We start from the raw sequence: 25443 nt of genomic DNA on the forward strand, positions 1-25443 counted from the left end.
CATCGTCGCCGCCTGCAACTACGCCGCCGACCGCTACGGCAGCATGGACAACGTCGACTCCGCCTACTGACAACACCCCCCCACACACGCCCACACGCCCACACGCCCACCGGCACCACACCAGCACCACCGCCACACCCCCCCCAGGGAGCGGGCGGGAGGAACACCCCTCCCACCCGCTCCCTCGTGCGTCCGGGGCGGGCGGTGAGCGAGCCGCCTCAACCGGCGCTGCCCCGCTCCGCGTAGTAGTGGGTGAGCACCGCCTCGGCTCCGGAGCCCTGGGCGGTGACGATGCGTTGGTGGCGGGCCGCTCGAAGGTCACCCGCGACCAGGAGGCGGGGGTGTTGGGCCGCGGGCGGGCAGTAGCCGTCGGGGCCGGGCGCGAGGTCGCCGTCGAGTGGCGCGGCGCGGGAGCCGAGGTTGCCGAACAACGCCCGGGTCCGGACCTCGTGCACCCGGCCGTCGGTGCACCGCGCCGCGATCCGGTAGCCGCTGTCCAGGGACACCACGGTGGCGTGCTCGACCTCGTACAGCCGTACCCGGGCGTCGTCGGCGACCTCCGTCGTCTTGTACGCGTCTCCCGCCGGGTGCAGTACCTCCAGCCGCGCAGCGGCCTCGGGGCGGGTCCGCAGCCAGGTACCGAGCGGACGGTCGGCACCGAGCACCACGGCCGGATCCCCCGCCCCGACGTCCGCGGCTCGTGCCCTCCACAGCGGCGGCGGCCGCAGCCCCTCCGGGGCCTCGATCCACGCCGCGTGCCCGGGGGTCAGCGCGGTGGCCCCGGTGGCCACCAGCACGGCGCCCGCGGTGAGCGTGCGGCCGTCCGCGAGGACGGTCTCGGCCCGGTCCCGGTGGGCTCGCACCCGGAGGGCGCGCGCCTGCAGGAGGGTGCACCGGCCGGTCTCCCGCGCCCGTTCGACGTCCGCGGCGAGCGCCCGGGCGAGGGCGGTGCCGTCGCTCCAGCCTCCGGGGACGTTCTCCAGCGCGCCGATGTCCCACGCCTTGCCACCCACCCGGTCGGCCTCGACGAGGACCGAGCGCAGACCCAGCCCGGCCGCCATGAGCACCGCCGCGACCCCCGCCGGTCCGGCGCCGACGACCACCAGTTCCGGGTCCACGCACACTCCTTCGTCCGCGCTCCGCCCGCCGGGCCGCTCCCGGCGTGCCGTGCCCCCACACGGTCCCATCCCCGACGCGGGCGGCCCGGTCCCCGGTCCGGCCGGTACCCGCTGCAAGGGACAATCGTGCGGTGATGGACGACGACCCGTATCTGTGGCTGGAAGAGATCGAGGGCGACGCCGCGCTCGACTGGGTGCACGCGCGCAACGCGGAGACCGTGGCGGAACTGACCGCCGATCCCGGGTTCGAGACGCTGCGCGGTGAGGTGCGGGAGGTCCTGAGCGATCCCGCGCGGATTCCGTACGTCAGGCGCCGGGGGCCGCATCTGTACAACTTCTGGCGCGACGCCGGCCACCTCAGAGGAGTGTGGCGGCGCACCACCCTGGAGGAGTACCGGCTGCCGGAACCGCGCTGGGAGACCCTGCTGGATCTGGACGCGCTGGCCGCGGCCGAGGACGTGCCCTGGGTGTGGGCGGGCGCCTCGGTGCGGCGGCCGGATCTGGGGCGGGCGCTGGTGGAGCTGTCCCGGGACGGGGCGGACGCCACGGTCGTACGGGAGTACGACCTGGAGGCCCGTGCGTTCGTGGGGGACGGGGAACACGGCTTCGTACTGCCGGAAGCCAAGAGCTCCGTCGGCTGGATCGACGAGGACCACCTCTTCGTCGGCACCGACACCGGCCCGGGTTCGCTGACCGCGTCCGGCTATCCGCGCACCGTGCGGCGGTGGCGGCGCGGCACCCCGCTCGCCGAGGCCCCGGTCGTCTTCGAGGGGCGGGAGGAGGACGTGTCGGTCGCCGCCTGGCACGACCCCACGCCGGGGTTCGAGCGGAGCCTGGCCGCCCGGAACCGGGACTTCTGGCACCGCGAACTCTTCCTGCTGGGGCCGGACGACACTCCGGTGCGGATCGAGGTGCCGGACGACTCCCTGGCCCGGGTGCACCGCCAGTGGCTGCTGGTGCGGCTGCGCTCGCCCTGGCTGGACCGGCCCGCCGGAGCGCTGCTGGCCTTCGGCTTCGACGCGTTCCTGAGCGGCGAGCGGTCGCACGAGGTGCTGTTCACGCCCGACGAGCGCACCGTCCTGGACGGCTACGCCGCCACCAGGCGCCATGTCGTCCTGGAGACCCTCACCGATGCTTCCTCCAGGCTGCACCTGCTCTCCCCGGACGCGGGCGGCGGCTGGTCGCGCAGTCCGCTCGGTGAGGTGCCGCCGCTGTCGACGGCCACTGTGACCGCGACCGCTCCGGACGAGGAGGACGAGAACGCGGAAGAGGTCCTCTTCGACGTCGACGGGTACCTGCAGCCCTCAGCGCTGTGCCGGGTGGCGGCCGACGCGCCGCAGCCGGAGACGCTGAAGCGGGCACCGGCCCGCTTCTCCGCCGAGGGGCTGTGCGTACGGCAGCACTTCGCCGTCTCGGCGGACGGGACGCGGGTCCCCTACTTCGTCGTCGGGCCGGAGCACCCGGAGGGGCCGGCCCCGGCGCTGCTGTACGGCTACGGCGGGTTCGAGGTGTCCCTCACCCCGTCCTACTCCGCGGTGACGGGCCGGACGTGGCTGGAGCGCGGCGGCACCTACGTGGTGGCGAACATCCGCGGCGGAGGCGAGTACGGTCCCGCGTGGCACCGCGCCGCGCTCGGTGCCGACCGGGACCGGGCCTTCGAGGACTTCGCCGCTGTCGCCCGGGACCTGACGGCCCGGGGCATCACCGTTCCCGAGCGGCTCGGTGTCGCCGGCGGCAGCAACGGGGGTCTGCTGACGGGCGTCATGCTCACCCGCTGCCCCGAGCTCTTCGGCGCGGTGGTCGCCGAGGTGCCGCTGCTGGACATGCTGCGCTTCCACAAGCTTCTCGCGGGCAACTCCTGGGTCGCCGAGTACGGGGACCCCGACGACCCCCGCGAGCGGGCGCATCTGCGGCGCTGGTCGCCGTACCACAATCTGGCCGCCGACCGGCCGTACCCGCCGCTGCTGCTGACGACCTCGACCCGCGACGACCGGGTGCACCCGGGCCACGCGCGGAAGATGGCCGCCCGAATGCGTGACCTGGGGCTGCCGGTCCGGTATTACGAGAACACCGGGGGCGGGCACGCGGGTGCCGCCGACCACGAACAGGCCGCCTTCGTCGAGGCGCTGGTCCACACCTTCCTCTGGACCACCCTGGGCGGCCAGGGCCGGGTGCCGGACTGAGCCGGGGCCCGGCGCCTCAGCCCAGATGCGCCTGGAGCGCCTCGCGGACGGCGTCCGGGCCGGGCGCCTCGGCGGCCCAGGCCGCGTACCCGTCGGGGCGGACCAGGAGGGCGGTGCGGCGGTCGCCCGCCCAGTGCCGTACGGCCAGCGGGCCTGTTTCCCCGGCGGCGGGGGGCGTTGCCGCCTTCGGGGCGATCAGGACGAACCGGCCGCCGCGGAGGGCCTCGTGGAGTCGGCTGCCGTCCGCGAGGCGCACATCGGGGACGCGGCGGCCGGTGAGCCGGTGGGAGCCGCGCGGGGCCGGGTAGCGGTAGCCGATGCCGGTGATCCGTCCGGTGACCGCGCGGCGGGCCGGGCCGACGGTGTCGAGGACGGTGGTCAGCACCCCGCGCGCGGCCCGCGCCCAGGGGGTCTTCGCCATGGCGAGCCGGACGATTCCGCCGCTGCTGCGCAGCACGGAGGCACCGACGGGGTGCCGTTCGGAGTGGTACGTGTCGAGCAGTGCGTCGGCGGCGTGCCCGGCCGCGACCCGGGCGAGCTTCCAGCCGAGGTTCGCTGCGTCCTGCAGCCCGGTGTTCATCCCCTGGCCGCCGGCGGGGGTGTGGACGTGGGCGGCGTCGCCCGCCAGGAAGACCCGGCCGACACGGTAGGCGGGTGCCTGGCGCTCGTCGCTGTGGAAGCGGGACATCCAGCGCGCGTCGTACATCCCGAAGTCCCGCCCGAGTGCACGGCGGGTGATCTCCTTGACCTCGTCGAGTGCGACTTCCTCGTGATCGGGGACGGCCCGGCCGCGGTGCCACCCGATGACCCGGTGGTAGCCGTCGCCGAACGGCGCGATGAAGGCGAAGGCGTCGCCGACGGCGTCGACGGTGAGGAGCGACTCGGGCTGCTCGGCCAGTCGCACGTCGGCCAGCACGACGGACTTGATGACGGAGCGGCCGGGGAAGGGCAGTCCGACCGCCTCGCGTACGGCGCTGCGCATCCCGTCGGTGCCGACCACGTAGGAAGCCCGGAGGGTCCCGGGGTCCGCGGCCGGTCCGCGTACGTGGACCGACACACCGTCCGCGTCCTGGGTCAGCCCGGTCAGTTCGGTCTCGTACCGGAAGTCGGCACCGGCGTCGACGGCGCGCCGGTGCAGGACCTTCTCGACCTCGTACTGCGGGAGGACCAGGAGGTGGTTGAAGCGGCTGGGAAGGGTGTCCAGGCCGATGGACAGCTTCCCGAAGAGGCGCAGCCGCTCCAGAGGCCGGCCGACGGCCTCCAGGTCGTCGGCGAGTGCCCGCGCGTCGAGGAGTTCGAGGGTGCGGGCGTGCAGGACGAAGGCGCGGGAGAGATTGCTGATCCCCTCGCCGCGCTTCTCCAGGACGGTCACCGGGATGCCCGCCGCGGCCAGATCGCCGGCGAGGAGGAGACCGGTGGGGCCGGCGCCGACAACGATCACGGTGCGGGTGCCGCGGGTGGTGCCGGATTCAGCCGTGCTGCTCATCAGGACCTCCTGGACTGCCAACGACTGTTGGCCAACGCTCGTTGACCTCGTGGCGGCAACACTAGGACCCGCGGCGAAAGACGTCAACGCTTGTTGGCCAACGATTGTTGGCATACGCTCGCAGACGTGACCCGAAGCAAGCCCCCCGCCCCCGCCGCCTCTCGGCGCTCCGCCACGACCCGGACCGCCATCCTCGACGCCGCCCGCGAACGCTTCGCCGCCGACGGCTACGAGCGGGCGACGATCCGCGCCATCGCCAGGGACGCCGGTATCGATCCGTCCATGGTGATGCGCTACTACGGCAACAAGGAGGGGCTGTTCGCCGCCGCCGTCGCCGTGGACCTCGAACTGCCGGCTCCGGGTGCCCTGCCGCGCGAACGCATCGGTCACGCCCTGGTGGCGCACTTCCTCCGGATGTGGGAAGACGACGGAGAACTCACGGCGCTGCTCCGGGTCGGCGCGACCAACGAGGCCGGAGCAGCGCGCATGCAGCACATCTTCCAGGAGCAGCTCCTCCCCGTCGTACGGGAGATGCACCCCGACCCGGAGCAGGCCGCGGTACGGGCCGCGCTGGCCGCATCCCAACTGCTGGGCCTCGGACTGACCCGCTACGTGCTGCGGCTGCCGCCGGCCGTGGCGCTGGACCGCGAGGAGATCGTGGCGTGGCTGGGGCCCACGCTGCAGCGCTATCTGACCGCGGCCCACCCGTAGGCGGCGGGCGGGCCCCGTCCGCCGATCCGTCGGCCCGGCCCGCCCGCGCGGGAGCGGACGGACTCCGGTGTGCGCCTCAAGGACGCCGGGAGGCGCCGCCCTTCAGGCCGCCCCGGGCACACTCCCGGAGACAGCGGCCCGAGGGGCCGCCCCGGCTGTCGGTGCGGCCACCGGTTCCCGGTCGCCTGCCAGCACCTCGGCCGCGGCCACCCCGGAGGCGGCACTGGCGCCGTGGGTGTAGATCTGCGCGGCGCCCTCGGCGGTGGCTCCGGGCAGCCCCATCTCCACCACGATCGCGTCCGGCCGCGCGGCGGTGAGGGCGGCGGCCGCCCGGCTCATCCACGCGTGCCGCGACGCGTCCCGGACCACCACGACCAGTGGTCGCCCCGCGGCGGGCGCCAGTGCGCAGCCCTCCAGCGTGACGGTGCGCTCCTGCAGTTCGTCGCCGCGCACCCGCACGGAGGTGGTACCCGGAAGCCGCTCCTGCAACGGAGCCGCGACACCCCACGGGGTCTGGTCGCCGATGGCCATGTTGGTGACCGGTGCCAGCTCCACCACGTGCGGCGCGGCGCGCAGCGGCAGGCGCTCCCCGGCCGCCCCGCCGAGCCGGACGGCACGGCGGGCGGCGACACGGCCGATGTCCTCACCCGTCTCCCCGGCGCTCCGGTCGGCCCGCAGCCGTGCCGACCACTCGGCGAACTCCGCGACCCGGCCCGCTGCTTCGGCCAGCCGCTCCTCGGACAGGCCACCGTCGGCGACGGCACCGGCCAGGGCCTCGACCAGTTGCCCGGCAGTGGCCTCCTCGGCGCTCTCCCCGCCGACGCAGATGGCGTCCACCCCGGCCGCGACGGCCCGCACTGCCGCCCCCTCGATCCCGTAGCGCCGGGTGACGGCACCCATTTCGATGGCGTCGCTGACGATCAGGCCGTCGAAGCCCAGCTCCCGCCGCAGGAGCCCTTCGAGGACGGGCCGGCTGAGGGTGGCCGGGAGCTCGGAGTCGTAGGCGGGGACCAGCAGATGACCGCTCATGACCGCGCGGACACCGGCCTGGAGCGCGGCCCGGAACGGGGGCAGCGCCTGCGCGGCGATCTCGGCGGCGTCGGCACCGTAGGTGGGCAGTTCGTGGTGCGAGTCGGCGGCGACGTCACCGTGCCCGGGGAAGTGCTTGACGCAGGCGGCCACGCCCGACGACTGGAGTCCGCGGATCCACCCGGCGGTGTGGCGGGAGACCAGCTCGGGGACCGCACCGAAGGAGCGGACCCCGATGACAGGGTTGTCGGGGTTGGAGTTGACGTCCGCACTGGGCGCGTAGTCCAGGCTCACTCCCGCGGAGCGCAGTTGGCGGCCCAGGTCGGCGGCGACGGCCTCGGTCAGCTCCGGGTCGTCGACGGTGCCGAGGGCGAAGTTGCCCGGCCTCGTGGAGCCGGTGGCCCACTCCATCCTGGTGACGTCGCCCGCCTCCTCGTCGACGGCGACGACGAGCTCGGGGTTCTCCGCGCGGAGCCGGGCCGTCAGCCGGGCGACCTGGTCGGGGGAGGCGATGTTGCGGGAGAAGAGCACGACGGAGGCCAGGCCGTCGCCGATCTCGCGCAGGATCCAGTCGGGCGCCTCGGTGCCGACGAATCCCGGCTGCAGGACGGAGAGCGCGAGTCGGCGCAACTCGCTGCTGTGCTTCTTGGCGGACATCGACCGCGCCTTTCGGTGGGACCGGTACGTCGGCGACGGCAGGAAGCGGTTCCGCGCCGTCGATCATCTTGGTATAGACCAACGCTGTACGCCCCAGATTAACCACACGCGTCAAGGGTGGTTCCGCACCGTCGAGAGCCGGGCACCGGCGCCGCACATCGCCGCACCGGCCATCGGGCCCCGGGTCGGCGGGAGTTGACATTCGATTTGGTCTAGTCCAACTTTGGTGGGGCGCGAGCCAAAGGAGAGACACATGTGGCACGCGTTCCGCTTCGCGGCGGAGCGCCCCGCATCGCTGCGCCTCCGGACCGTCGCAACGTGACCCGCCCGTGGACCGGGGGACGGTCGCGGGCGCCCGCCGTCCGCAACCGGCGACCGCCGCCGAGCGCCCCGCCGGGCCCCTGCCCTCCGCGCCGCAACCCGGCCGCGAACCGCACACCTGCCACCCGGCCGGTCACACGCCACCGCACACCCACCCGGACGTACGACTACCGCACACCCACCGGACGTACGACTGCCGCTCGCCCTCCCGGGGACGGCAGTGAGCACCTGGAGCACCGCATGGCGACGTCTGACCCCTACCTTTATCGAGCCGCATCGAACATCCCCTACTTCAGCGCGGACGGCGACACCTACCTGGCGCGGACGCCGCTGCGCGAACTCCGCAAGACCCGCCCCCTCCGGGTGCTGTCCGAGGAGGACTTCACCTTCTGGCAGACCTACGGCTACATCGTGGTGAAGGAGGCGATCCCCGCCCCGGCCGCCCGGCGGCTGCTGGACTTCGCCTGGGACTTCCAAGGACTCGACCCCGACCGTCCGGAGACCTGGTACCAGGAGCGCGCGTTCCGTTCCGACCTGGAACGGGAGCTGCACATCTACGGATTCGTCGAGGCGTACCACCACCAGCTCATCTGGGACAGCCGCCAGACCCAGCGGGTGTACGACGCCTTCGTCGACGTGTGGGACTGCGAGGAGCTGTGGGTCACCCTGGACCGGCTCAACCTCAATCCGCCCAACGTCCGCAACCGCGACCGGGCCCTGATCGAGCGCCGGGAGCGGGGCTTCGACATCGAGCTCCACTGGGACATCGACACCTCGCTCGGCGTACCGCCGCAGCGGGTGCAGGGCGTCATCGCGCTCAACGACACCGAACCGGCGCTGGGCGGCTTCCAGTGCTGCCCCGAACTCTTCCGGCGGTTCGACCGCTGGAAAGCTTTGCAGCCGGAGGACCGCGACCCGATCCGGCCCGCGGTCGACCGGCGGGAGATGCCCGTGGTGCGGCCCGAACTGGCGGCCGGGGACCTGCTCATCTGGAACGGGCTGCTCGCGCACGGAGTCGCGCCCAACACCTCAGAGCAGGGAGTGCGCTCGGTCCAGTACCTGTCGATGATGCCCGCGCTGGAGAGCCACCGCAGCCTGCGGCAGTCGCGGACCGGCTCCTGGCGCCACCTCAGCACTCCGGACTGGAACCCGACCCTGGTCGGTGACCCGGACCGGCACGAGTCCCAGCGGTACGGACCGGCCGAACTCACCGGACTGGGCGCCAGGCTGCTGGGGCTGGAGTCCTGGCACGGCCCGGACGGCGGCACCGGCACCGGCACCGGCACTCGCGAAGGCACCGGCGAGAGCGAAGGCACCGAGACCACCGCGGCCACCGGGGAAGAGACATGCGCCGTATCTGTCTGACCCTGCCCACCAACAGGCCCTGCGCCGCCACGATCGCAGCCGTCGGCGCGGAGGCCGGCTACGCCGCCGCGCACTTCGGCGCCGAGGTCCGTCTGCTGATCCTCGACTCCTGCTCCCCGGCCGCGTACGCCGAACACGGCGCAGCCGTGCGGAGCCTGCCGCCCTCCCCCGGGGTCACCGTCCACCACCTGGACGAGGCCCGGCAGGCCGACTTCCTCCGGCGGGTGACCGAGCGCACCGGGTACGCCGAACCCGCGCTGCTGCGCGAACTGCTGCTCCCCGAGGCGCTCTCCTACGGCGCCTGCACCGACCGCGCCTTCCTGCTCGCCGCCGCGCTCGGCTGCGACTCGGTGCACCGCAGGGACTCCGACAGCCGGTACCAGACCGTGCACGGCTCCCCCGTCTTCCCCGTCCACCAGGAACTGTTGTCACTGGGCGAGCGCGCCGGTGACGCTGCGGCACACGTGGCGGAGACCGCGCTGGCCGCAGAGCACACCGGCAGGCGAGTCGCGCTGGTGGGCAGTTCGTTCATCGGGGCACCGTCGGTGGACCTCGGGGACATGCCGAGCACCGACCCGGACATCCACCACGAGGTCGTCAGCCTGTGGGCACCCGCGCACTGGTCCGCTCGGCAGAAGCGGGAGCTGGTGCGGGAGTCGTTCCTGGGCGCCGGCACCCGGCCCTTCGAGCGGGACCACTCGCTGCTGACGCTGGTGGACCCGATGCGGGTGGACATGTGCAACGTCAGCTTCCACGGCGTGCACGAGAGGGTGCCGCTGCCGCCGGCGCGGGACACCATCGGCAGCGACTACTTCCTGCTCCATCTCGTCCGCCACGCCGGGCTGCCCGGTGTGCTGCACAACCGGAACATCGTCAACTACCACACCACCGAGCGGCGCACCGACCAGGGATTTCTGGCCTACCAGCGGCGCTTCGCCAAGTTCCTGCTCTCGATGCTCTACTTCCACTCCCTCTACGAGGCGATGGCCCGCGCGGGCGACGCGCTGCTCGACAGCGACGGGCAGGTGCGCGGATCCGCGGTCGCCGAACTCGCCGGCCGGAGCACCGCGCTGGACCGCGGCGAGAACGTCCAGCGGCTCGACGCACTCGACTCCGCCTACCGCAGGCTGGGCGGCCGCTACGCGACCGTCGCCGACCGGCTGAGCGCCGACCGGGAGCAACTGCTGGACGAGGCGCGCAGCGACATCGCGGACTTCGCGCTGCTGACCGAGGCGTGGGAGGAACTGGTGGCCGCCGCCCGGCACACACCGGTGACGGCCGAGCCGGAGGTGAGCCGCCGATGAGCACGGACACCCGGGTGCGGCGGCCCGGTCCTGACCTCCCGGGCGCCGCCGCTCCCGGCGCTGCGCCCCCGTCCGCGGCGCTCACCGCGGCCCTCGCCGCTGCGGACACCGACCGGATCGTCTTCGATCTGACGGGCATCGAACGCAGCTACGACGCCCTGTGCCGGGAACTGCCCGGCGTCCGGGTCCGGTTCGCGATGAAGGCGTGCCCGGTGGACGAGGTGCTGGCCGTACTGGCGCGCCGGGGCGCGGGCATCGACGCCGCGGGACCGAACGAGGTGCGTCAGGCGCTGCGGGCGGGGGTACCGGTCGGACGGATGCACTACGGGAACACCGTCAAGTCGGACGCGGACATCGCCGCCGCGTACCGGCTCGGTGTCCGGCAGTTCGCCACCGACAGCCTGGAGGACGTGGCCGCCGTCGCCGCCCATGCCCCCGGATCGCGCGTCTTCTGCAGGGTGCTGACCAGTGGTGAGGGCGCCGTGTGGGGGTTCGGCACCAAGTTCGGGTGCCCACCGGGCGAGGCGGCGGCGGTGCTGGAGGCCGCCGGTGCCGCGGGGCTGGTGCCCTCGGGCGTTTCGGTGCACGTCGGATCCCAGCAGATGACGGCGGAGGCGTGGCGCGGCGCCCTGGAGGAACTGGGCGGTGTGCTGCGCACCCTGGTCGGGCGGGGCATCAGGCCGGAACTGGTCAACCTCGGCGGCGGGCTGCCCGCGCTCGGATATCTCGACCGGCGCGGCCGGCCCCTCGAACCGCCCCTGGACAAGATCTTCGCGGTGCTGCGGGAGGGCATGACCGAGCTGCGGCGCACCGCGGGCGTCCCCCTGGAGTTCGTGGTGGAGCCGGGGCGCCACCTCGTCGCCGACCACGGGGCGATCCGCGCCCGCGTCAGCCGGCTCGCCAGGCGCCGCAAGCCGGACGGCGAGGAGCAGTACTGGCTGTACCTGAGCTGCGGGAAGTTCAACGGCCTCTACGAGATGGACGCCGTGCAGTACCGGCTGGTGTTCCCGGGGCACCGCGGAACCTCCGGCCCGCACGTGCCCGCAGTGGTCGCGGGCCCCACCTGCGACAGCGACGACGCCTACTCCGCCGAGCACGGACTGGTCCCGGTACCGAGAGCGCTGGCGTCGGGCGAACCGGTCTGGGTGCTGTCCTGCGGCGCGTATGCGACCAGCTACACCACCCGCGGCTTCAACGGGATCGCCCCGCTCCCCCACCACTGCACGTCCTCGTCCGTCCGGCCGGCCGGTCAGCGGCCGGATCCCGCGAGCATCCCCGTCGCGGAGGAGGGGAGCGATGGCTGAGCCGGTGCGCCGCGAGGCCGCCGTCATCCGCCCCATCGTGGACGGCGACTGGGACGCCATCGCGGAACTGGAACGGGACGCCTACGGCAGCATCGGCCTCTCCGAGGGGCGGGCCGCGCTGCAGGCACGGGCGAACGCCTCACCGGCCACCTGCTTCACGCTGGATCTCGGCCTGCGGACCGTCGGCTACGTACTGGCCCTGCCCTACCCCGCCTTCCGCTATCCCGGCCTGGAGCGGGCGGAGGAGGCTTCGCGCACCGTCCCGTCGGCACCGGAGGGCAACCTCCATCTGCACGACATCGTCGTCGCCGGGCCGCTGCGCCGCAGGGGCCTGGCGCAACACCTCCTGCACCATCTGGGCCGGATCGCCCGGGCGCGCGGGGACGCACGGATCTCGCTGGTCTCCGTCGGCGGCAGCGAAGGGTTCTGGGCGGCACGGGGGTTCGTGCCGCATCCGCGCATCGTCTCCGCCGGGAGCGGATACGGCGCGGGCGCGGTGTACATGTCCAAGCCGGTCCGCGCTCCCGGCGCCGCTTCCGCTCCGGCGGGCGCACCGCGGCGCGGTCCGGCGATGCACCACGAGGTGAGTTGATGCAGGTGTCCTCCGCAGGCGGTTCGTTCCTCCGGGCCCAGACCGCGATCGCCGCGCTGTTCTGCTCCCTGGGATTCCAGTACGCCACCTGGGCCTCGCGGATCCCCGCCATCAAGAGCGATCTCGGCCTGGGCGCCGCCCAGGTCGGCATGCTGCTGATGGCCGCCGGGGTCGGTGCCGCGGTGTCCTTCCCGCTGGTGGCCGTGCTGATGAGGCGGCTGGGCTCGCTGCGGCTCGCGCTGCTCTCCCACCTGTGCCTGACGCTGCTGCTGCCGGCGCTGGCGGCGGCGCCCGGCTACCCGGTCGCGCTGCTGGTGCTGGGCGTCGACGGGGTCTTCGTCGGGTGTCTGAACGTCGCGATGAACGCTCAGGGAGCGGCGCTGGAGGAGCGGTTCGCGCGCCACGCCATGGCGCGGCTGCACGCGGTCTTCAGCGGCGGGTCGCTGCTCGCGGCCCTGCTGGCCTCGGCCATGAACGCGCTGACCCCGTCGGTGGGGACGCACTTCGGTGCCGCGGCGGCCGTCCTGCTGCTGCTGGGCGGATACGCGCGGACCGGGTTGCTGGCGGACGGCGGCGCCACCGCTGAGGCGGAGAAGCCCGGCCGCGGCCGGTGGGCGCTGCCGTCCCGGGTCACGCTGTGGATGTGCTGCGCCATGGTGTTCGGGACGGTCGCCGAAGGGGCCATGAACGACTGGTCCACGCTCTACATGCGGGACGTCGCGGAGGCGTCGGCGGAGATCGCACCGCTGGGGATCGCCGTGGTCTCGGGGATGATGGTCCTGGCGCGGCTGTTCGCCGACGGCTGGCGCGATCGCTGGGGTGACGGACGGGTCGTGCTGCTGGGCGGCGCTCTGGCGGGTGCCGGGCTCGCCTGCGCCTTGGCGGCCGGCGGCGTGGTACCGGCCCTGGCGGGCTTCGCGTGCGTGGGTCTGGGCATCGCCGCGGTCACCCCCTGCGTGTACGCGGCGGCGGCCAGGGAGAGCTCGGACGCGCTGACGCTCGTCGCCGCCATGGGGACGACCGGGCTGCTGGCCGGGCCGCCCCTCATCGGCTTCATCGCGAGCGCGAGCAACCTGGCCTGGGGCATGGCGACGGTCGCCGCCTCCGCGCTGGTGGTGTCGCTGTGCAGCACCCGGATCCGGTGGACTGCGCAGGTGACCGCCACGTCCGGCTGAGCCCTGCCGCACCGGGCGCCCCGGCCCCGGGCGCGCGGCCGGGGGCGTCCGGGGCCGGGGCCCGTACGGGCTAGGTGCCCGTGGGGCGCAGCAGGAGCAGCGCGATGTCGTCGGTGACCGGTACCTGCCGCGCGGAGGGGTCGGCGAGGGTGTCGGCGAGGGCGTCGAGGTCGGACTCGGTGGCCTCGGCGAGTCGACGGGCCAGTGCGGCGGTGCACGCTCCGATGTCCGCCCCCGGGATCTCGACGAGCCCGTCGGTGTAGAGGGCCAGGACGGAGCCCGGTGCGAGCGGGACGCGGGTCGTGGGGTAGGCGCTGTCCGGCTCGATGCCGAGCAGCAGCCCGGGTGGCAGGTCGAGGATCTCGGTACGGCCGTCCGGGTGGCGCAGCAGGGGCGGGGGATGTCCCGCCGTGGCGAGGCTGACCTCGTTCCGTGTCAGGTCGAGGTGGGCGTACAGGCAACTGGTGAACAGGCCGGTGTCCAGGTCGATGAGCAGCCGGTTGGTGCGGGCGAGGATCTCGCCGGGTGGCACACCGGCGGTCGCGTGCGTGTGGACGGCGGTGCGCACCTGCCCCATCAGCGCTGCTGCCGTGGTGTTGTGCCCTTGGACGTCGCCGATGGCGGCGGCGGCGCTGCCCGGGTCGCTGCGGACGAGGTCGTAGAAGTCGCCCCCGATGTCCATCCCGCGCCCGGCGGGCAGATAGCGGGCGGCGACCTCCAGCGACGGGATGCGGGCCAGGCTGTGCGGCAGCAGCCCGGTCTGCAGGCTGTGGGCCAGGCGCCGCTGGGTGTCGTAGAGCCGGGCACGGTCGAGCGCCTGTGCGATCAGTCCGGCCAGGGAGGTGAAGAGGGCACGCTCCGGAGAGGTGAAGGGGTGGGGCTGGTCGTAGGCGAGCACGAGGGTGCCGATGGGGCTGCCGGACGCGGTCAGCGGCAGGAACGCCCAGGCGGCCATCCCGTCCTGCTGGGCTTGGTGCGCGTGGGCCCGTTCGAGGTCGGCGGCGCTCGCGAAGAAGGCCGGGACGCCGGATGCCAGGACGCGTGCCGCGGGCGTTCCGGAGGAGAGCGGCACCGCGTCCGAACGCTCCATCGCCTCGGCCGGGAAGCCGCGGTGTCCGACGATGTGCAGGCGCCCCTCCTCGGCCGTCATCAGGGCCATGGCGCCCGGTCCGAAGGCGGGCACGAGCTGGTCGGCGACGAGTTCCACGACGTCGGCGACGCCGACCGCCTCGCTGAGCACGGCCGCCAGATGGGTGAGGTGGTAGAGGGCGGTGGCGCCGCCCGGCGGACCCGGCTCGGCCGGTGGATGGTCCGGGGGCTGGAGGGCCTGCTCGGTGGCGGCGGGTGTGATGTGCACGCTCACCCCGCCCTCGCCGGGGAACAGCCGGAAGGAGAGCCAGGTGTCGGGGGGACGCCGCGCGGTGAAGGTGGTGGGCTGCCGGGCGATCACCGCGGCCCGGTACCGGTCCTCGAACACCGGGTCGTGCAGCCAGGGCAGCGACTCCCAGGGCCGCGTGCCCAGCAGCGACTCCGCATCGGCGCCCACCAGCGCGGCGGCACCCGGGTTGAGGAAGACGATCCGGCCCTCGACGTTCAAGGAGCAGCAGCCGTCCGGGAGGCGTTCGAGGAACGCGACGGCGGCCGCCGCCTCGGCGGGTTCGGGTTCGCGCGGCGGCCCCGGCTCCAGCAGCCGGGGTTCGTCCTGCGGCAGCAGCGGACGGCCGCTGTCGGCGGCCTGCCGCAGAACGCGGCTCGCGCTGCGGCAGCTCGCACCCACGACGTGGCGTTCGTGGGTGCTCAGCTTCGTCGGGTGGGCGGACGGCCACAGCAGCACGATGCCGCCGCGGGCCGCTCCGGAGGTGAGGATCGGCGCGGCGGCCAGCCGGAAGTCGTAGGGCAGCACCAGGCCGACTCGCGGGTAGCGGCGGGCCATCTCCTCCTGGCTGGCCAGCCACACGATCCGCCGCTGGCGCATCGCGACCGCCACCGGGATCGGTGCCTCCAGCGGCACCCGGGCCCACGGCGCGGCGATCCGCCGGGAGACCCCGACCACCACGGCGAGGCGGAGCACCCGCTCGCCGGGCGGCAGCAGGTACAGCAGCCCCATCGAGGCGCCGGTGGCAGCCATCGCCTCGGACATCACCGCGTCCAGCCGCCCCCAGTCGGGTTCGTCGGATTCAGCGGACCGCACCGTATCGCTCACACCGCTCCCGGAACTGGACGCAGGTAGCCAGGGGCAGCCGGTGCGGCACGCTGTCCGCACCGAGGCCGCCGTCCGACATTGTTCCGGTAGCGGTCCGCGCTCCGGTGGCGGCGCACCGACGGGCGGCCAGGTGGCCCCGCATCCGGGGCCGGTGACAGGGCCGACACGCGGTGCCGCGGGGCTTGACACAGGGCCGGACCGGGCGAACGGGTTCAGGAGGCGGTACCCGGCCCGGCATCCGCGGTGCCGCAGGGCCTCCTCTCCCCCTGTCGGACACGGGTTCGACACGCCGGGCCGGAGCAGCCGAGCGGGGTGCGGCACGGGCCCCGGGATCCCGGGCAGCCGTGCGACGGCCCCGCAGGCACCCCTCTCCGCCCGCACGGCCGGCCTGCACGACCCGCCCGCACGCCTCGCTCGGACGACCCGCCCGCACGCCCCGCGCGGACGGCCCGCCCGCACGCCCCGCGCGGACGGCCCGCCCGCACGGCCCGCTCGGACGCCCGGCACGGGGGCCCACAATTCCGGGCACCTTCCGGGAATCCTGCCTGTTACGGCCGGTAACTTCCGGGCAATACCGGGCCTGCTGTTTCAGCCGGGGACCAACGAGCACGCGTACTGCTGTTCCACGCCAACGCGGCGTGCCCCACGAACAGTTGGAGGATCACATGCACTCCCGGCCGAGACACCGCACTCGACGTACGGTCACCCTGGCCGCCTCCGTCCTGCTGGCCGGAGCCGCGACCGCACCGGCCGCACAGGCCGACCCGCCCAGCGGCGGGGACGGGCCACAGCACTGCACCCTCGATCTGGACACCGGCGCCGAACGCTGCTTCGCCGACTTCACCGCGGCCGTCGAGCACGCGAGCGGCGGACGCATCGACGACGCTCCCGCCTCCGCCCGTACGGCGGCCCACGACAGCGGGTTCCGCGCCCGGACCCGGTCGCTGGCGGCGGACAGCGACCGGCAGGCCGACGGCGTCATCCAGGGCACCTTCTTCGACGACGTCGACTTCGGCGGCGACTCGCTGACCATCACCGGCGCGGGGCTGTGCGAGAAGGACGGCTGGGTCGACTACCAGTACGACCTGCAGGACGCCTGGAAGAACCGCATCTCCTCGGTGCAGCCCTGGGGCAACTGCTGGCTCTGGCTCTACCCGGAGCCCGGCCTCGGCGGCGACCGGGACGGACCGTTCAAGGAGAACACCGCGGACATCGGCTCGTTCATGAACGACCGCACACAGTCCATCGGCTTCAGCTGACGCCGAGGGGACAGCCGGCGCCCAGGGCGCCTCGCCCGTCCCCGCCCTCGCGTCAGCACTCTTCCGCCGTCCCCCACCTTCCGTGAGGAGAAGCCCCCATGAACCAGCGCGTCAAGTGGTCCGTCCTGCTCGCAGCCCTGGCGACCGCGGGCAGCGCCGCGCTCGCCCCCGGCGTGGCGCAGGCCGACGACAATCCGCCGACCATCCGCGAACTGCTCGACAAATGCGACAACGGCACCGACGTCTGCGTCTTCCACCCGGACGGGCCGCCCCGCGACTCGACGGGCGAGTCGCACCAGGTCGGCGACAGCGCCTTCAACTGCACCCAGGACCTGCAGCGCTCGACCGTCGGCTGGTCCGACACCACCGGCGAGAGCAACAGCGTGGGCGTGTCGCTGAGCGCGGAGTACGGCTTCGCGGAAGTGTTCAAGGTCAGTATCGAGACGAACTACCAGCACACGTGGGAGAGTTCGCACACCGAGACGGACCAGACGAACATCGACGTCCGGCCGGGTGAGGTCGGCTGGGTCACCCGCGAGGCACAACTGCAGACCGTCAGCGGGCAGTACGAGATGCACTTCCCCGACCGGTTCCACGGCCACTACATCTGGTACGTCCCCTTCGAGGCCACCGGCCCGAAACCGGACGCGCCCAGCACCAAGACCCAGCACACCCGCCAGATGACCGACGACGAGCGGTCCCAGCACTGCGGCTGACGCCGCGACCGCGGGCGCACGCCCCGGCCGGTCCCCCCGGTACGCCGGACAGGGGGACCGGCCGGGGCCACTCGAGCGGTCCCCGGCAGGGCGCCGTACCACAGCACGGGTGACACCCGGCGGGGCTCTCCGGTACCGGATGCCCGGTGGGGTATCCCTGTGGCATGACCGATCCGGAGCACTATGCGCTGGCCATGGCAGACCGACCCGCACCGCCCGGCGACCCGGCGTCCGCCTCGGAGCAGCACCCGGCGGCGGCCCGCACCGCTACCGAGCCGGGCGGGACGGCACCCGCACGGCAGCGGACACCGTCCCCGAACGGAGGCGGCCCCCTCAACCCACCGGCGTAGCCGCGGAGACGAACGCCAGCACCACGTTGTGCCCGCCGAAGCCACAGGAGTTGCTGAGGGCCAGGCCCACGGGCCGCGAACGCGCGGTGCCGTGCACGAGGTCGAGTCCCCGGGCCCCGGGGTCGGCGCCGCGGAGGTTGGCGGTCGGCGGTACCGTCCCGCGCTGCACGGCCAGCACGGTCAGCGCCGCTTCCACGGCACCGGCCGCGCCCATCATGTGCCCGGTCACCCCCTTGGTGGAGGTGACCGCGGGACCCCCGCCGAAGAGGGCGTGCAACACGGCCCCCTCGGTCCGGTCGTTGAGCGGGGTTCCGGTGCCGTGGGCGTTGACGTGGTCCACGTCCGTGCGGGCGGCACCGGCCCGGTCCAGCGCCTGCTCCGCCGCTCTGCGCAGGTGGCGGCCCTCCGGCTCCGGCGCCACGGTGTGGTGCGCGTCGGCCGACGAGCCGTGCCCGGCGAGCAGGGCGCGGACGGGGGCACCCCGCGCCGCCGCGTCCGGCGCGCGCTCCAGCACCAGCACTCCGGCGCCCTCCGCCAGGACGAAGCCGTCCCGCTCGGTGTCGAACGGGCGCGAGGCGCCCGCAGGATCGCCGACCCGGCGGGAGAGGGCACCCGCCCGGGCGAAGGCCGTCGCACACAGCGGGGTCACCATGGCGTCGCTGCCGCCGGCGACGGCGATGTCGCAGGCGCCGGCATCCAGCAGCATGGCCGCGACGGCCACCGCGGTCGCACCCGAGGCGCAGGCGGTCGCGGTGTGCAGTGCCGGTCCGTGCGCTCCCAGGTCGATGGCGAGCCGGCCGGCGGCCATGTTCGGCAGAAAGGCGGGCAGGGTGAGCGGGGAGACCGCGCGGTGCCCGGTGGTGAGGAACCTGTGGTGCTGCTCCTCGTAGGTGGCCACGCCGCCGGCCGCCGAGCCCAGGACGACCGCGACCCGCGCGCCGTCCCAGGAGCGTGGCTCCAAGGCGGCGTCCCGCACCGCCTCCCGGGCCGCCACCAGGGCGAACTGGGTAAACCTGTCGTCCCGCCAGGGCTGGGCGCCGCCCACGTGCCGGCGGGGCTCGAACCCCTCGACCCGGCACGAGAGCGGGACCGGCGCCCCGGCGAGTGCGGGATCCTCCGCCGCGGTGGAACGGCCCGAGCACACCCGCCGCCAGGTCTGCTCGGTGCCCAGACCCGCCGGAGTCACCAGGCCCAGACCGGTCACCGCCGCGGCACGGCCACTCCCACCGCCGCTCACTCCTGCGTCCCCTGCCCGGCGGGCCGCTGCTCCTCGCTCTGCAGCTTCCGCACCAGTGCCGCGACGTCCTCGGGGGTGGCCTCGCCGGTGACCGCGTCGTCGGGCGGGCCGACGGCGTACTGCTCCTGGAGCGTGACCAGGAGCTCGGTGACGGCGAGGGAGTCCAGGCCGAGTTCGGTCAGGGTGGTGCCGGGCGCGATTCCCTCGGCGGGGATGTCGAACTTCTCGGTGAGCACAGTGATCACATGGTCGTGGACGGAGTCCATGGCTCTTCCTCCCGCTGCTGTCGGTCCTGTGGCGGATACGTGTCGTGTGCCGGCCGGTCGGCCGCTGCGGCCGGTCCGGCGGGGGTGTCGGCGCAGGCCCGGGCCGTGGGCCAGGTCAGGGCGAGGGAACCCCAGGTGAGCCCGCCTCCGAAGGCGGTCAGCAGGGTGGGGGCGCCCGGCCGCACCACGCCGCGGGCCGCGGTGTCGGCCAGCGCCAGCGGAACGGAGGCGGCCGCGGTGTTGCCGACGTCGCGGATGTTGCCGAAGCGGCACTCGGCCGCGACGCCGAGCCGGTCGCCGACCGTGTCCAGAATCCGCTGGTTGGCCTGGTGTCCGATGAACGCGCCGAGTGCCGGGGCCCGCCAGTCCGCCCGCCGCAGGACGGTACGGGAGGACTCCGTCATCCGGCGCACCGCGTGCGCGTAGACCTCCCGGCCCCGCATCCGCAGGTACCGGTGGTCCCGCGGTGGCCGGTGAGAGGTGGCGGGCGCCGCGGAGCCGCCCGCGGCGATGGCGATCAGATCGCTCCCCGCACCGTCCGCCCCCAGGTCCCAGGCGAGCACCTCGCCCGGTTCCCCGGGGTCTCCGGCACGCAGCAGCACCGCGCCCGCGCCGTCGCCGAAGACGACGGCGGTGTCCCGGTCCCGGGGGTCGACGATGGTGGAGTACGTCTCCGCGCCGATGACCAGGGGCCGTTCGCAGACCCCGGACCGGACCAGCCCGGTGGCCACGGTCAGCGCGTAGACGAACCCGGAGCAGACCGCTGCCAGATCGAAGGCGGGGACGGTTCCCAGGCCGAGCCGGTGTGCCACCTGCGGAGCCGTCGCCGGGCAGCGCCGGTCCGGTGTCGTCGTGGCCAGGAGCACCATGTCGGGCGCGGCGCCGCCCGCCGACTCGAGCGCGGCTCCTCCGGCGGCCGCCGCCAGGTCCCCGGTGGCGATGCCGGGGCCCGCGCGGCGGCGACGCGCGATGCCGGTGCGCGAGCGGATCCACTCGTCGCTGGTGGCGAGGTCCCCGTCGTGCGCCACGTCGGCGTTGCTCCGCTCCGCGGGGGGCAGTGCGGCGCCGATGCCGCACACCACACCGGCCCGCCCGTCGTGCTGGGGTGTCCGGGGCGGCACCGGCTCACACCTCCGCGAAGGGGGAGGCGGGCTTGGGGATGCCGGCGAGACCGCCGTCCGGTACCGACAGTCCGCCGTCCAGCAGCAGCGCCTGCCCGGTCAGATAGCCGGCCGCGGGCGAGGCCAGGTACAGCGCGGCCCAGGCGGCCTCCTCGGGTTCGGCCCAGCGGCCCATCGGCACGTGCGCCATCAGCCAGTCGGAGACCGGGGCGGTGCCGGAGGCGAACGAGGTCATGTCGGTGCGGGCCCACCCGGGGCACAGCGCGTTCACCCGGATGCCCTCCCGCGCCCACCCGACGGCCAGGCTGCGGGCCAGGGAGACCTGTCCGGCCTTGGTCGCCGCGTACGCCTCCATCATCGGAGTGCCCACGGCCCCGGCCACCGAGGACATCAGCACCAGGGAGGCCCGCCGGGACGCTTTGAGGTGCGGATGGGCGTGCCGGCACAGCGCGGCGGAGGCGTTGAGGTTGACGGTCACCACCGCGTCCCAGTCCTCCTGCCGCGTGTGCTGCAGGGGGGCGACGTTCGGAGTGCCGTCGGGGCCGGTGGGCAGGATGCCGGCGTTGTGGACGACGGCATCGAGCCCGCCCAGCGCGTCGGCCGCCCGGTCGACCACGGCCCCGGCGGCGGACGGCTCCGAGAAGTCGGCGGGTGCCAGGGCGGCGGTCCGCCCCCGGCGCGCGACCTCGGCTGCGGTGTCCTCCAGCGCGGCCGAGGTACGCGCCGACAGCACCAGGTCGGCGCCCGCGTCGGCGAAGGCGAGCGCGACGGCCCGGCCGATTCCGCGCGACGCGCCCGTCACCAGGGCACGGATGCCGTCGAGCCGGAACGCCTCGGCGGTGGTGGGGGTGGTGTTCATGGTGTTCATCGCGGGCTCCGTTCCGTGGATTCCGGGGCGGGGGCGGTGCGGATGACGGGGGCGCCGCTCCAGGTGAGCAGCGCGCTGCCCCAAGTCATCCCGGCGCCGAAGGTGGTGAGCAGGACGCGGCTGCCGCGCGGCAGAGCACCGTCGGCGGCCGTGGCGGCCAGCGCGTAGGGCGTCGAGGCGGCGCCGATGTTGCCGACCTCGTCCGCGACGATCGGGAGCCTGCCCGGCGGAATGCCCAGCGACGTGCCGACCGAACGCAGCAGCCTGGGGTTGGGCTGGTGGGCGACGAAGGCGTCGATGTCCTCCATGCGCAGCCGGTTGCGGGCCAGGCCGTCGGCGACGACGGCGGGGAACATCTCGGCGATGAAGTCCCGTACGGCGCGGCCGTCCATCCGGATGGTGTGCCGGCCCGCGGCGACCGTGCCGGAGCTGGCCGGTGCCCGGCTCCCCCCTGCGGGGATCAGCACATGGTCGGCGAGGGCGCCGTCGGAGCCGAGGTGGAAGTCGGTGAACCCCTCCCCCGCGGGGACCGGACCCAGCACCGAGGCGGCGGCCCCGTCGGCGAACAGCACGGCGGTTGCCCGGTCGGCGGGGTCGAGGAACTTCGAGTACGCCTCGACGCCCACCACCGCCGCGTGCCGGGCACAGGCGTCGGAGCGCAGGTAGTCGTGCGCGACGCGGACCGCGAACAGCCAGCCCGAGCAGGCCGCGCTGACATCGAGGGCGACCGCGTTGCGGGCCTTGGTGAGGGCCTGGACACGGCAGGCGGTGGCCGGTCCCAGCTCGTCGGGGGTCGAGGTGGCCAGGATCAGGAGGTCGAGCTGCTCGCTGTCGAGTCCGGCGGCTGCCACGGCGGACCGTACCGCGGCCGCCGCCAGGTCCGAGGCGGCCTCGTCCGGTGCCGCGGCGTGCCGGTTGCGCACGCCGGTCCGTTCGGTGATCCATCCGGGGCTGACGCCGGCGGAGCGTGCGACCTCGTCGTTGGAGCGCCGCCCGGCGGGCAGATGGGTGCCCATGCCGAGCACGCCGATCGCGGGCGGCCGCGCGGCGGGCGCCGCAGCGGCGCCGGGGGTGGGCAGGGTCGTGGTCACGGGTGTCCTCCGTCGGGGCGGTCGAGGGTGGCGTGGAGCGCGGTGGCGTAGTCGGGATCGGTCAGCGGGGTGGGGGCGAGCGACTCGGGCGGGGCGAGAGCGGCCGCCAGTTCCTCGATGTGCGGGACGAGTCGCGCGCACTGGCGGTCCGCGGCCGCGTCCAGGGAAGCGGCCGTGCGGGCGGAGACGACGCCGGTCCACTGCAGCGGTCCGGCCAGCCGCAGCGCCTGCGTGGTGCCGTAGAGGGCGGTCAGTCCGCCCCGGGCCGGGTCGGAGCCGCCGGTGGTCGCGGAGGCGGCCACGGACTGCGCGGCGAGCCGGAGGGTGTGGACCTCGCCGAGCTGCCGGGCGCGCTCCAGCAGCGGGTTCCACAGGTCCATTCCCCCCAGTCCGCGGCGGCGGCCGTCCTCCAGCGCTGCCCGCAGTCCGGCCGCCAGGCGCTGCTCCAGGGCGGTGACGATCCGGCACCACCAGGTGGGGTCGTCGGGGTCGGGCGGCGGGCGGGTGTCGGCCGGCGGTCCGTCGGCGGGGCGCTCCTCGGCCAGGGCGCAGCCGACGTCGAGCAGTACGAGCCGGTTGTCGCCACCCGCCGCACCGAAGGAGTCCGCGAAGCCGCTGTAGCCGCTGAGCCGGTTGGCGGCGAGGTAGCCCGCGACACCGCAGCGGCGGCGGCACTCCGCTGTGACGCGCGCCGCGCCGTCCACGGCGGACGCCTTCAGCGCGGACAGCCTGCGGTCGACAGCGGCCCAGGGGGTGAACGCCGCCTCCCCCGCCCCGCCGGCCGCGGCGGGGCGTTCGCCGGACCGCTGCGTCTGTGCCTCCTCGGCCTGCTGCCAGAGGTCCAGCGCGGTGCTCGCCACCCGGTCGAGGGCGAACGCCTCAGCCAGCGCACCCAGCACCGCGCGCTGCTGGGTGCGGTAGGCCAGCACGGGTGCGCCGGGGGCGATCCTGCCGTGCGAGCGCCGGTGCTGGGAGTGGCGCAGCGCGGCCACGGCGGACGCGCGCGCCGTGGCGGCGGCCGCGGTGGGCACCGTCGCCCACAGGCGGCGTCCGACGTCCAGGGTGCGCTGCAGCGCCCGGTCGGGGCCGCCGCCCGGGTCGTGCAGGACGCCGTCGTCGTCGATCGAGGCAGCGCCGCGCAGCCAGCGGTCGTAGGGCAGCCGTGCTCCCTCGAACCGCACCAGCGCGTACTCCAGGGGCAGGGCCTCCACACCGAGCGGTCCGCTGACCGCGACCCCGGGAGCGGTGCTCCGCTCGTCGCACAGGTCGGCGAGGAAGGGATGGACTCCGTGGCAGGTGCCGTCCACCACCAGGCGGGCGCACACCACGGCCGACTGCGGCCGGCCCGGGACACCGACGCCGGAGAACTTGGCGGCCCCGGCGTCGGGCGTGCGCAGGACGAACTCGCGGCGCTCCGGGTCGAACTCGGCGGTGGTGCGGAGCGCGAGGTGGCTGTTGGCGTCGCCGATCTCGGTGACCAGGAAGACCCCCTTGCGGTGGCCGCTCTCCAGGGCTTCCACCGCCTGCGCGAGGTCTCCCGCGCCGAGTTGCTCCGCGTCCGCAGCGCCGGCGACGGAGCCCAGGCAGAGAATGTGGTGGTTGACGACGGTCATGTACAGCGCCGGGTCGACCAGGGCGGTGCAGGCGCTCAGCGCGGCCAGCCACTCCCGGTCCCGCAGCAGTTCGCGGGCGGGCGGCAGCACCGCCGCCAGCCGCGTCAGCGCATGGTGTGTCCGGTGGTTGCGGCTGGGCCCCTCGCCCGGTGCGGGAGGGCGCTGGGCTCCGAGCACGTCCGCGATGTGCCGGGCCTGCCGGGTCCGCAGGGGGTCGCCGTCGCAGCGGTGCGGGGGCGGCGCGGCGTCCGGCGGTGTCACGCGATCACCCCGTGCTGCTCGCGGCGGTCGGCGCCGGGCCCCGCGCTCCCCGGCCGCCCTGGGCCGGGGTACCGGAGCCGGTGCGGCCGCTCCCAGGGGAAGTCCGGTTCGGTGAGCGGACTGCGCGCCGCGACCGAGTCGTACCGCGCCAGGACCCGACGGGCGTTGCGGGTGAGCGCCTGACCGGTACCGGCCTCCAGCAGCAGGGCGGGGCCGGGGCTCGCGGCCCGCTCCAGCACCGGGGGCAGCAGCACCGGGCGGGTCAGGCAGGCGGCGAGCCCCTGGTACGGGTCGTCCCCCCTGCTGTAGGGGCCGCCGTGGACGGCCGAGTGCACGGGCGTGTGGGCCGGCCGGGACGGCAGGGTGCGGATCGCGGCCGCGAATCCTTCCGCGTACGAGCTCAGCGAGGGGTGGTGGGAGGCGAAGGGCAGCCGGAGCCGGACCGCTGCCACCCCGTGCCGCTCGGCGCACGTCTCGGCCTGCGAGAGTTCATGTGTCGGGCCGCTGAGGACCGTCTCCTCCGGGTCGTTGACACAGGCCACGGACACCCGACGGGCCCCCGCCGCGTCCAGCAGCTCCTGCGCCCGGTCCTCGCCTGCCGCGAGCAGGGTCATGCCGCCGCGGCAGCGGCTCAGGTAGCGCGAGAGCCTGCAGGCGACACGGGTTCCGTCGGCCACGTCGAAGACCCCCGCGGCGGTGAGCGCGGCGATCTCCCCGAAGCTCACGGCGACGATCCGCCGGGGTGCCGCGCCGATGGCGCACAGCGCCCGGTGGACCGCCAAGGACGCGCCGAACAGCGCCACTTGCGGGGTGCCCACCGGACCGGCCGCCAGGGTCCGGCCGCTGGGCGGCGTGCTGCCGAGCAGCGCGGGCCCCAGCGCGGGTACTCCGTAGCTGCCGCTGACCGCGTCGACCCGGGCGAACACTTCCTCGGCCGCGGCGCGGACCACGGGGTGGGCGCGGGCGGCCGCCACCAGCGGCGAGACGGCGAAATCCCCCTGGCCCGGGAAGAGATGAACGATGTCGGGAGCGGCCGCACCCCGGGCGGACAGCTCGGACCGGTCGGGTACTGAGGACATGGTGCTCTCTCTCTTTGCGCAGGGGGCTCTGTCCGCACGGCGGGCAGGGACAGCCGGGTACGGTGGGCAGGTGGCGACTCCGGGCGCCGGATGAGGGCTTTCGCTCGGTGGGATGCGCGACGGGCGGTCACCGG

General features: G+C 74.7%; 20 protein-coding genes and 1 pseudogene. 10 read left to right on the forward strand and 11 right to left on the reverse strand.

Features of this window, described 5'->3' with window-relative positions; genetic code table 11:
* Window positions 1–70, forward strand: a pseudogene (locus BMX65_RS34300) (transglycosylase SLT domain-containing protein); the annotation flags it as partial.
* A gap of 148 nt (window positions 71–218) precedes the next feature.
* Here the strand turns inward: BMX65_RS34300 and BMX65_RS15895 are convergent.
* A complete protein-coding gene (locus tag BMX65_RS15895; RefSeq protein WP_075000960.1) occupies window positions 219–1118 on the reverse strand; it encodes an FAD-dependent oxidoreductase in 900 nt (299 codons plus the stop codon).
* Window positions 1119–1252: 134 nt separating this feature from the next.
* Here BMX65_RS15895 and BMX65_RS15900 point away from each other — a divergent pair, with 134 nt between their 5' ends.
* Window positions 1253–3301, forward strand: a complete 2049-nt coding sequence (locus BMX65_RS15900; RefSeq protein WP_177214281.1) for a prolyl oligopeptidase family serine peptidase — start codon at window positions 1253–1255, stop codon at window positions 3299–3301.
* 16 nt (window positions 3302–3317) lie between these two features.
* On the opposite strand, the gene BMX65_RS15905 is transcribed toward BMX65_RS15900, so the two are convergent.
* On the reverse strand, window positions 3318–4787 hold the full coding sequence (locus BMX65_RS15905; RefSeq protein ID WP_075000962.1) for an FAD-dependent monooxygenase: 1470 nt from the start codon (window positions 4785–4787) through the stop codon (window positions 3318–3320).
* 126 nt (window positions 4788–4913) lie between these two features.
* Here BMX65_RS15905 and BMX65_RS15910 point away from each other — a divergent pair, with 126 nt between their 5' ends.
* Window positions 4914–5498 (forward strand): TetR/AcrR family transcriptional regulator, encoded by a 585-nt coding sequence (locus BMX65_RS15910; RefSeq protein ID WP_075000963.1) that lies wholly within the window; start codon window positions 4914–4916, stop codon window positions 5496–5498.
* Between the two features lie 102 nt (window positions 5499–5600).
* On the opposite strand, the gene BMX65_RS15915 is transcribed toward BMX65_RS15910, so the two are convergent.
* Window positions 5601–7184: a glycoside hydrolase family 3 protein gene (locus BMX65_RS15915; RefSeq protein WP_075000964.1), complete on the reverse strand. Its 1584-nt coding sequence runs from the start codon at window positions 7182–7184 to the stop codon at window positions 5601–5603.
* Between the two features lie 561 nt (window positions 7185–7745).
* Here BMX65_RS15915 and BMX65_RS15920 point away from each other — a divergent pair.
* The 5 genes from BMX65_RS15920 to BMX65_RS15940 are packed head-to-tail and all read left to right on the forward strand — an operon-like array spanning window position 7746 to window position 13245.
* Window positions 7746–8870, forward strand: a complete 1125-nt coding sequence (locus tag BMX65_RS15920) for a phytanoyl-CoA dioxygenase family protein (protein WP_075000965.1) — start codon at window positions 7746–7748, stop codon at window positions 8868–8870.
* On the forward strand, window positions 8852–10174 hold the full coding sequence (locus BMX65_RS15925) for a DUF6271 family protein (protein ID WP_075000966.1): 1323 nt from the start codon (window positions 8852–8854) through the stop codon (window positions 10172–10174). Before BMX65_RS15920 ends, BMX65_RS15925 begins: the two co-directional genes overlap by 19 nt.
* Window positions 10171–11478 (forward strand): type III PLP-dependent enzyme, encoded by a 1308-nt coding sequence (locus tag BMX65_RS15930; protein WP_075000967.1) that lies wholly within the window; start codon window positions 10171–10173, stop codon window positions 11476–11478. The genes BMX65_RS15925 and BMX65_RS15930 overlap by 4 nt, the downstream gene beginning before the upstream one ends.
* On the forward strand, window positions 11471–12070 hold the full coding sequence (locus tag BMX65_RS15935; RefSeq protein WP_075000968.1) for a GNAT family N-acetyltransferase: 600 nt from the start codon (window positions 11471–11473) through the stop codon (window positions 12068–12070). Before BMX65_RS15930 ends, BMX65_RS15935 begins: the two co-directional genes overlap by 8 nt.
* Window positions 12070–13245, forward strand: coding sequence for an MFS transporter (locus BMX65_RS15940; RefSeq protein WP_075000969.1), 1176 nt, complete (start codon window positions 12070–12072; stop codon window positions 13243–13245). Before BMX65_RS15935 ends, BMX65_RS15940 begins: the two co-directional genes overlap by 1 nt.
* Window positions 13246–13315: 70 nt before the next feature.
* On the opposite strand, the gene BMX65_RS15945 is transcribed toward BMX65_RS15940, so the two are convergent.
* Window positions 13316–15385 carry a SpoIIE family protein phosphatase gene (locus BMX65_RS15945; protein ID WP_107437509.1) on the reverse strand — a complete coding sequence of 690 codons (2070 nt, stop codon included), beginning with the start codon at window positions 15383–15385 and terminating at the stop codon, window positions 13316–13318.
* Between the two features lie 728 nt (window positions 15386–16113).
* Here BMX65_RS15945 and BMX65_RS15950 point away from each other — a divergent pair.
* Both BMX65_RS15950 and BMX65_RS15955 read left to right on the forward strand, forming a co-directional pair.
* The gene (locus BMX65_RS15950) at window positions 16114–16707 is read left to right on the forward strand and encodes a hypothetical protein (RefSeq protein WP_075000971.1); all 594 of its coding nucleotides are present in this window, start codon (window positions 16114–16116) and stop codon (window positions 16705–16707) included.
* A gap of 98 nt (window positions 16708–16805) precedes the next feature.
* Window positions 16806–17423, forward strand: a complete 618-nt coding sequence (locus BMX65_RS15955; RefSeq protein WP_075000972.1) for a hypothetical protein — start codon at window positions 16806–16808, stop codon at window positions 17421–17423.
* A 333-nt stretch (window positions 17424–17756) separates the two neighbouring features.
* On the opposite strand, the gene BMX65_RS15960 is transcribed toward BMX65_RS15955, so the two are convergent.
* The 7 genes from BMX65_RS15960 to BMX65_RS15990 are packed head-to-tail and all read right to left on the reverse strand — an operon-like array spanning window position 17757 to window position 25309.
* Window positions 17757–19010 carry a beta-ketoacyl-[acyl-carrier-protein] synthase family protein gene (locus BMX65_RS15960; protein ID WP_075000973.1) on the reverse strand — a complete coding sequence of 418 codons (1254 nt, stop codon included), beginning with the start codon at window positions 19008–19010 and terminating at the stop codon, window positions 17757–17759.
* Complete coding sequence (locus BMX65_RS15965; RefSeq protein ID WP_075000974.1) at window positions 19007–19276, reverse strand: acyl carrier protein; 270 nt, start codon at window positions 19274–19276, stop codon at window positions 19007–19009. Before BMX65_RS15965 ends, BMX65_RS15960 begins: the two co-directional genes overlap by 4 nt.
* A complete protein-coding gene (locus tag BMX65_RS15970) occupies window positions 19252–20397 on the reverse strand; it encodes a beta-ketoacyl-ACP synthase 3 (protein WP_244905670.1) in 1146 nt (381 codons plus the stop codon). Before BMX65_RS15970 ends, BMX65_RS15965 begins: the two co-directional genes overlap by 25 nt.
* A 4-nt stretch (window positions 20398–20401) precedes the next feature.
* Window positions 20402–21265 (reverse strand): SDR family NAD(P)-dependent oxidoreductase, encoded by an 864-nt coding sequence (locus BMX65_RS15975; RefSeq protein ID WP_075000975.1) that lies wholly within the window; start codon window positions 21263–21265, stop codon window positions 20402–20404.
* Complete coding sequence (locus BMX65_RS15980; protein WP_079171917.1) at window positions 21262–22356, reverse strand: 3-oxoacyl-ACP synthase III family protein; 1095 nt, start codon at window positions 22354–22356, stop codon at window positions 21262–21264. Before BMX65_RS15980 ends, BMX65_RS15975 begins: the two co-directional genes overlap by 4 nt.
* Window positions 22353–24230: an acyl-CoA dehydrogenase family protein gene (locus BMX65_RS15985; RefSeq protein WP_075000976.1), complete on the reverse strand. Its 1878-nt coding sequence runs from the start codon at window positions 24228–24230 to the stop codon at window positions 22353–22355. The genes BMX65_RS15980 and BMX65_RS15985 overlap by 4 nt, the downstream gene beginning before the upstream one ends.
* Window positions 24227–25309: an ACP S-malonyltransferase gene (locus BMX65_RS15990; RefSeq protein ID WP_075000977.1), complete on the reverse strand. Its 1083-nt coding sequence runs from the start codon at window positions 25307–25309 to the stop codon at window positions 24227–24229. The genes BMX65_RS15985 and BMX65_RS15990 overlap by 4 nt, the downstream gene beginning before the upstream one ends.
* Window positions 25310–25443 lie beyond the last annotated feature (134 nt).

The organism is Streptomyces qinglanensis (assembly GCF_900111245.1).
Classification (GTDB): Bacteria; Actinomycetota; Actinomycetes; order Streptomycetales; family Streptomycetaceae; genus Streptomyces; species Streptomyces qinglanensis.

What these genes read in the sequence shown, in the direction of transcription:
- BMX65_RS15900 (WP_177214281.1), top strand. Translation starts at nt 1,253, where the DNA reads ATGGACGACGACCCGTATCTGTGGCTGGAAGAGATCGAGGGCGACGCC.
- BMX65_RS15905 (WP_075000962.1), bottom strand. Translation starts at nt 4,787, where the DNA reads ATGAGCAGCACGGCTGAATCCGGCACCACCCGCGGCACCCGCACCGTG.
- BMX65_RS15915 (WP_075000964.1), bottom strand. Translation starts at nt 7,184, where the DNA reads ATGTCCGCCAAGAAGCACAGCAGCGAGTTGCGCCGACTCGCGCTCTCC.
- BMX65_RS15920 (WP_075000965.1), top strand. Translation starts at nt 7,746, where the DNA reads ATGGCGACGTCTGACCCCTACCTTTATCGAGCCGCATCGAACATCCCC.
- BMX65_RS15925 (WP_075000966.1), top strand. Translation starts at nt 8,852, where the DNA reads ATGCGCCGTATCTGTCTGACCCTGCCCACCAACAGGCCCTGCGCCGCC.
- BMX65_RS15930 (WP_075000967.1), top strand. Translation starts at nt 10,171, where the DNA reads ATGAGCACGGACACCCGGGTGCGGCGGCCCGGTCCTGACCTCCCGGGC.
- BMX65_RS15935 (WP_075000968.1), top strand. Translation starts at nt 11,471, where the DNA reads ATGGCTGAGCCGGTGCGCCGCGAGGCCGCCGTCATCCGCCCCATCGTG.
- BMX65_RS15940 (WP_075000969.1), top strand. Translation starts at nt 12,070, where the DNA reads ATGCAGGTGTCCTCCGCAGGCGGTTCGTTCCTCCGGGCCCAGACCGCG.
- BMX65_RS15945 (WP_107437509.1), bottom strand. Translation starts at nt 15,385, where the DNA reads ATGTCCGAGGCGATGGCTGCCACCGGCGCCTCGATGGGGCTGCTGTAC.
- BMX65_RS15950 (WP_075000971.1), top strand. Translation starts at nt 16,114, where the DNA reads ATGCACTCCCGGCCGAGACACCGCACTCGACGTACGGTCACCCTGGCC.
- BMX65_RS15955 (WP_075000972.1), top strand. Translation starts at nt 16,806, where the DNA reads ATGAACCAGCGCGTCAAGTGGTCCGTCCTGCTCGCAGCCCTGGCGACC.
- BMX65_RS15965 (WP_075000974.1), bottom strand. Translation starts at nt 19,276, where the DNA reads ATGGACTCCGTCCACGACCATGTGATCACTGTGCTCACCGAGAAGTTC.
- BMX65_RS15975 (WP_075000975.1), bottom strand. Translation starts at nt 21,265, where the DNA reads ATGAACACCATGAACACCACCCCCACCACCGCCGAGGCGTTCCGGCTC.
- BMX65_RS15990 (WP_075000977.1), bottom strand. Translation starts at nt 25,309, where the DNA reads ATGTCCTCAGTACCCGACCGGTCCGAGCTGTCCGCCCGGGGTGCGGCC.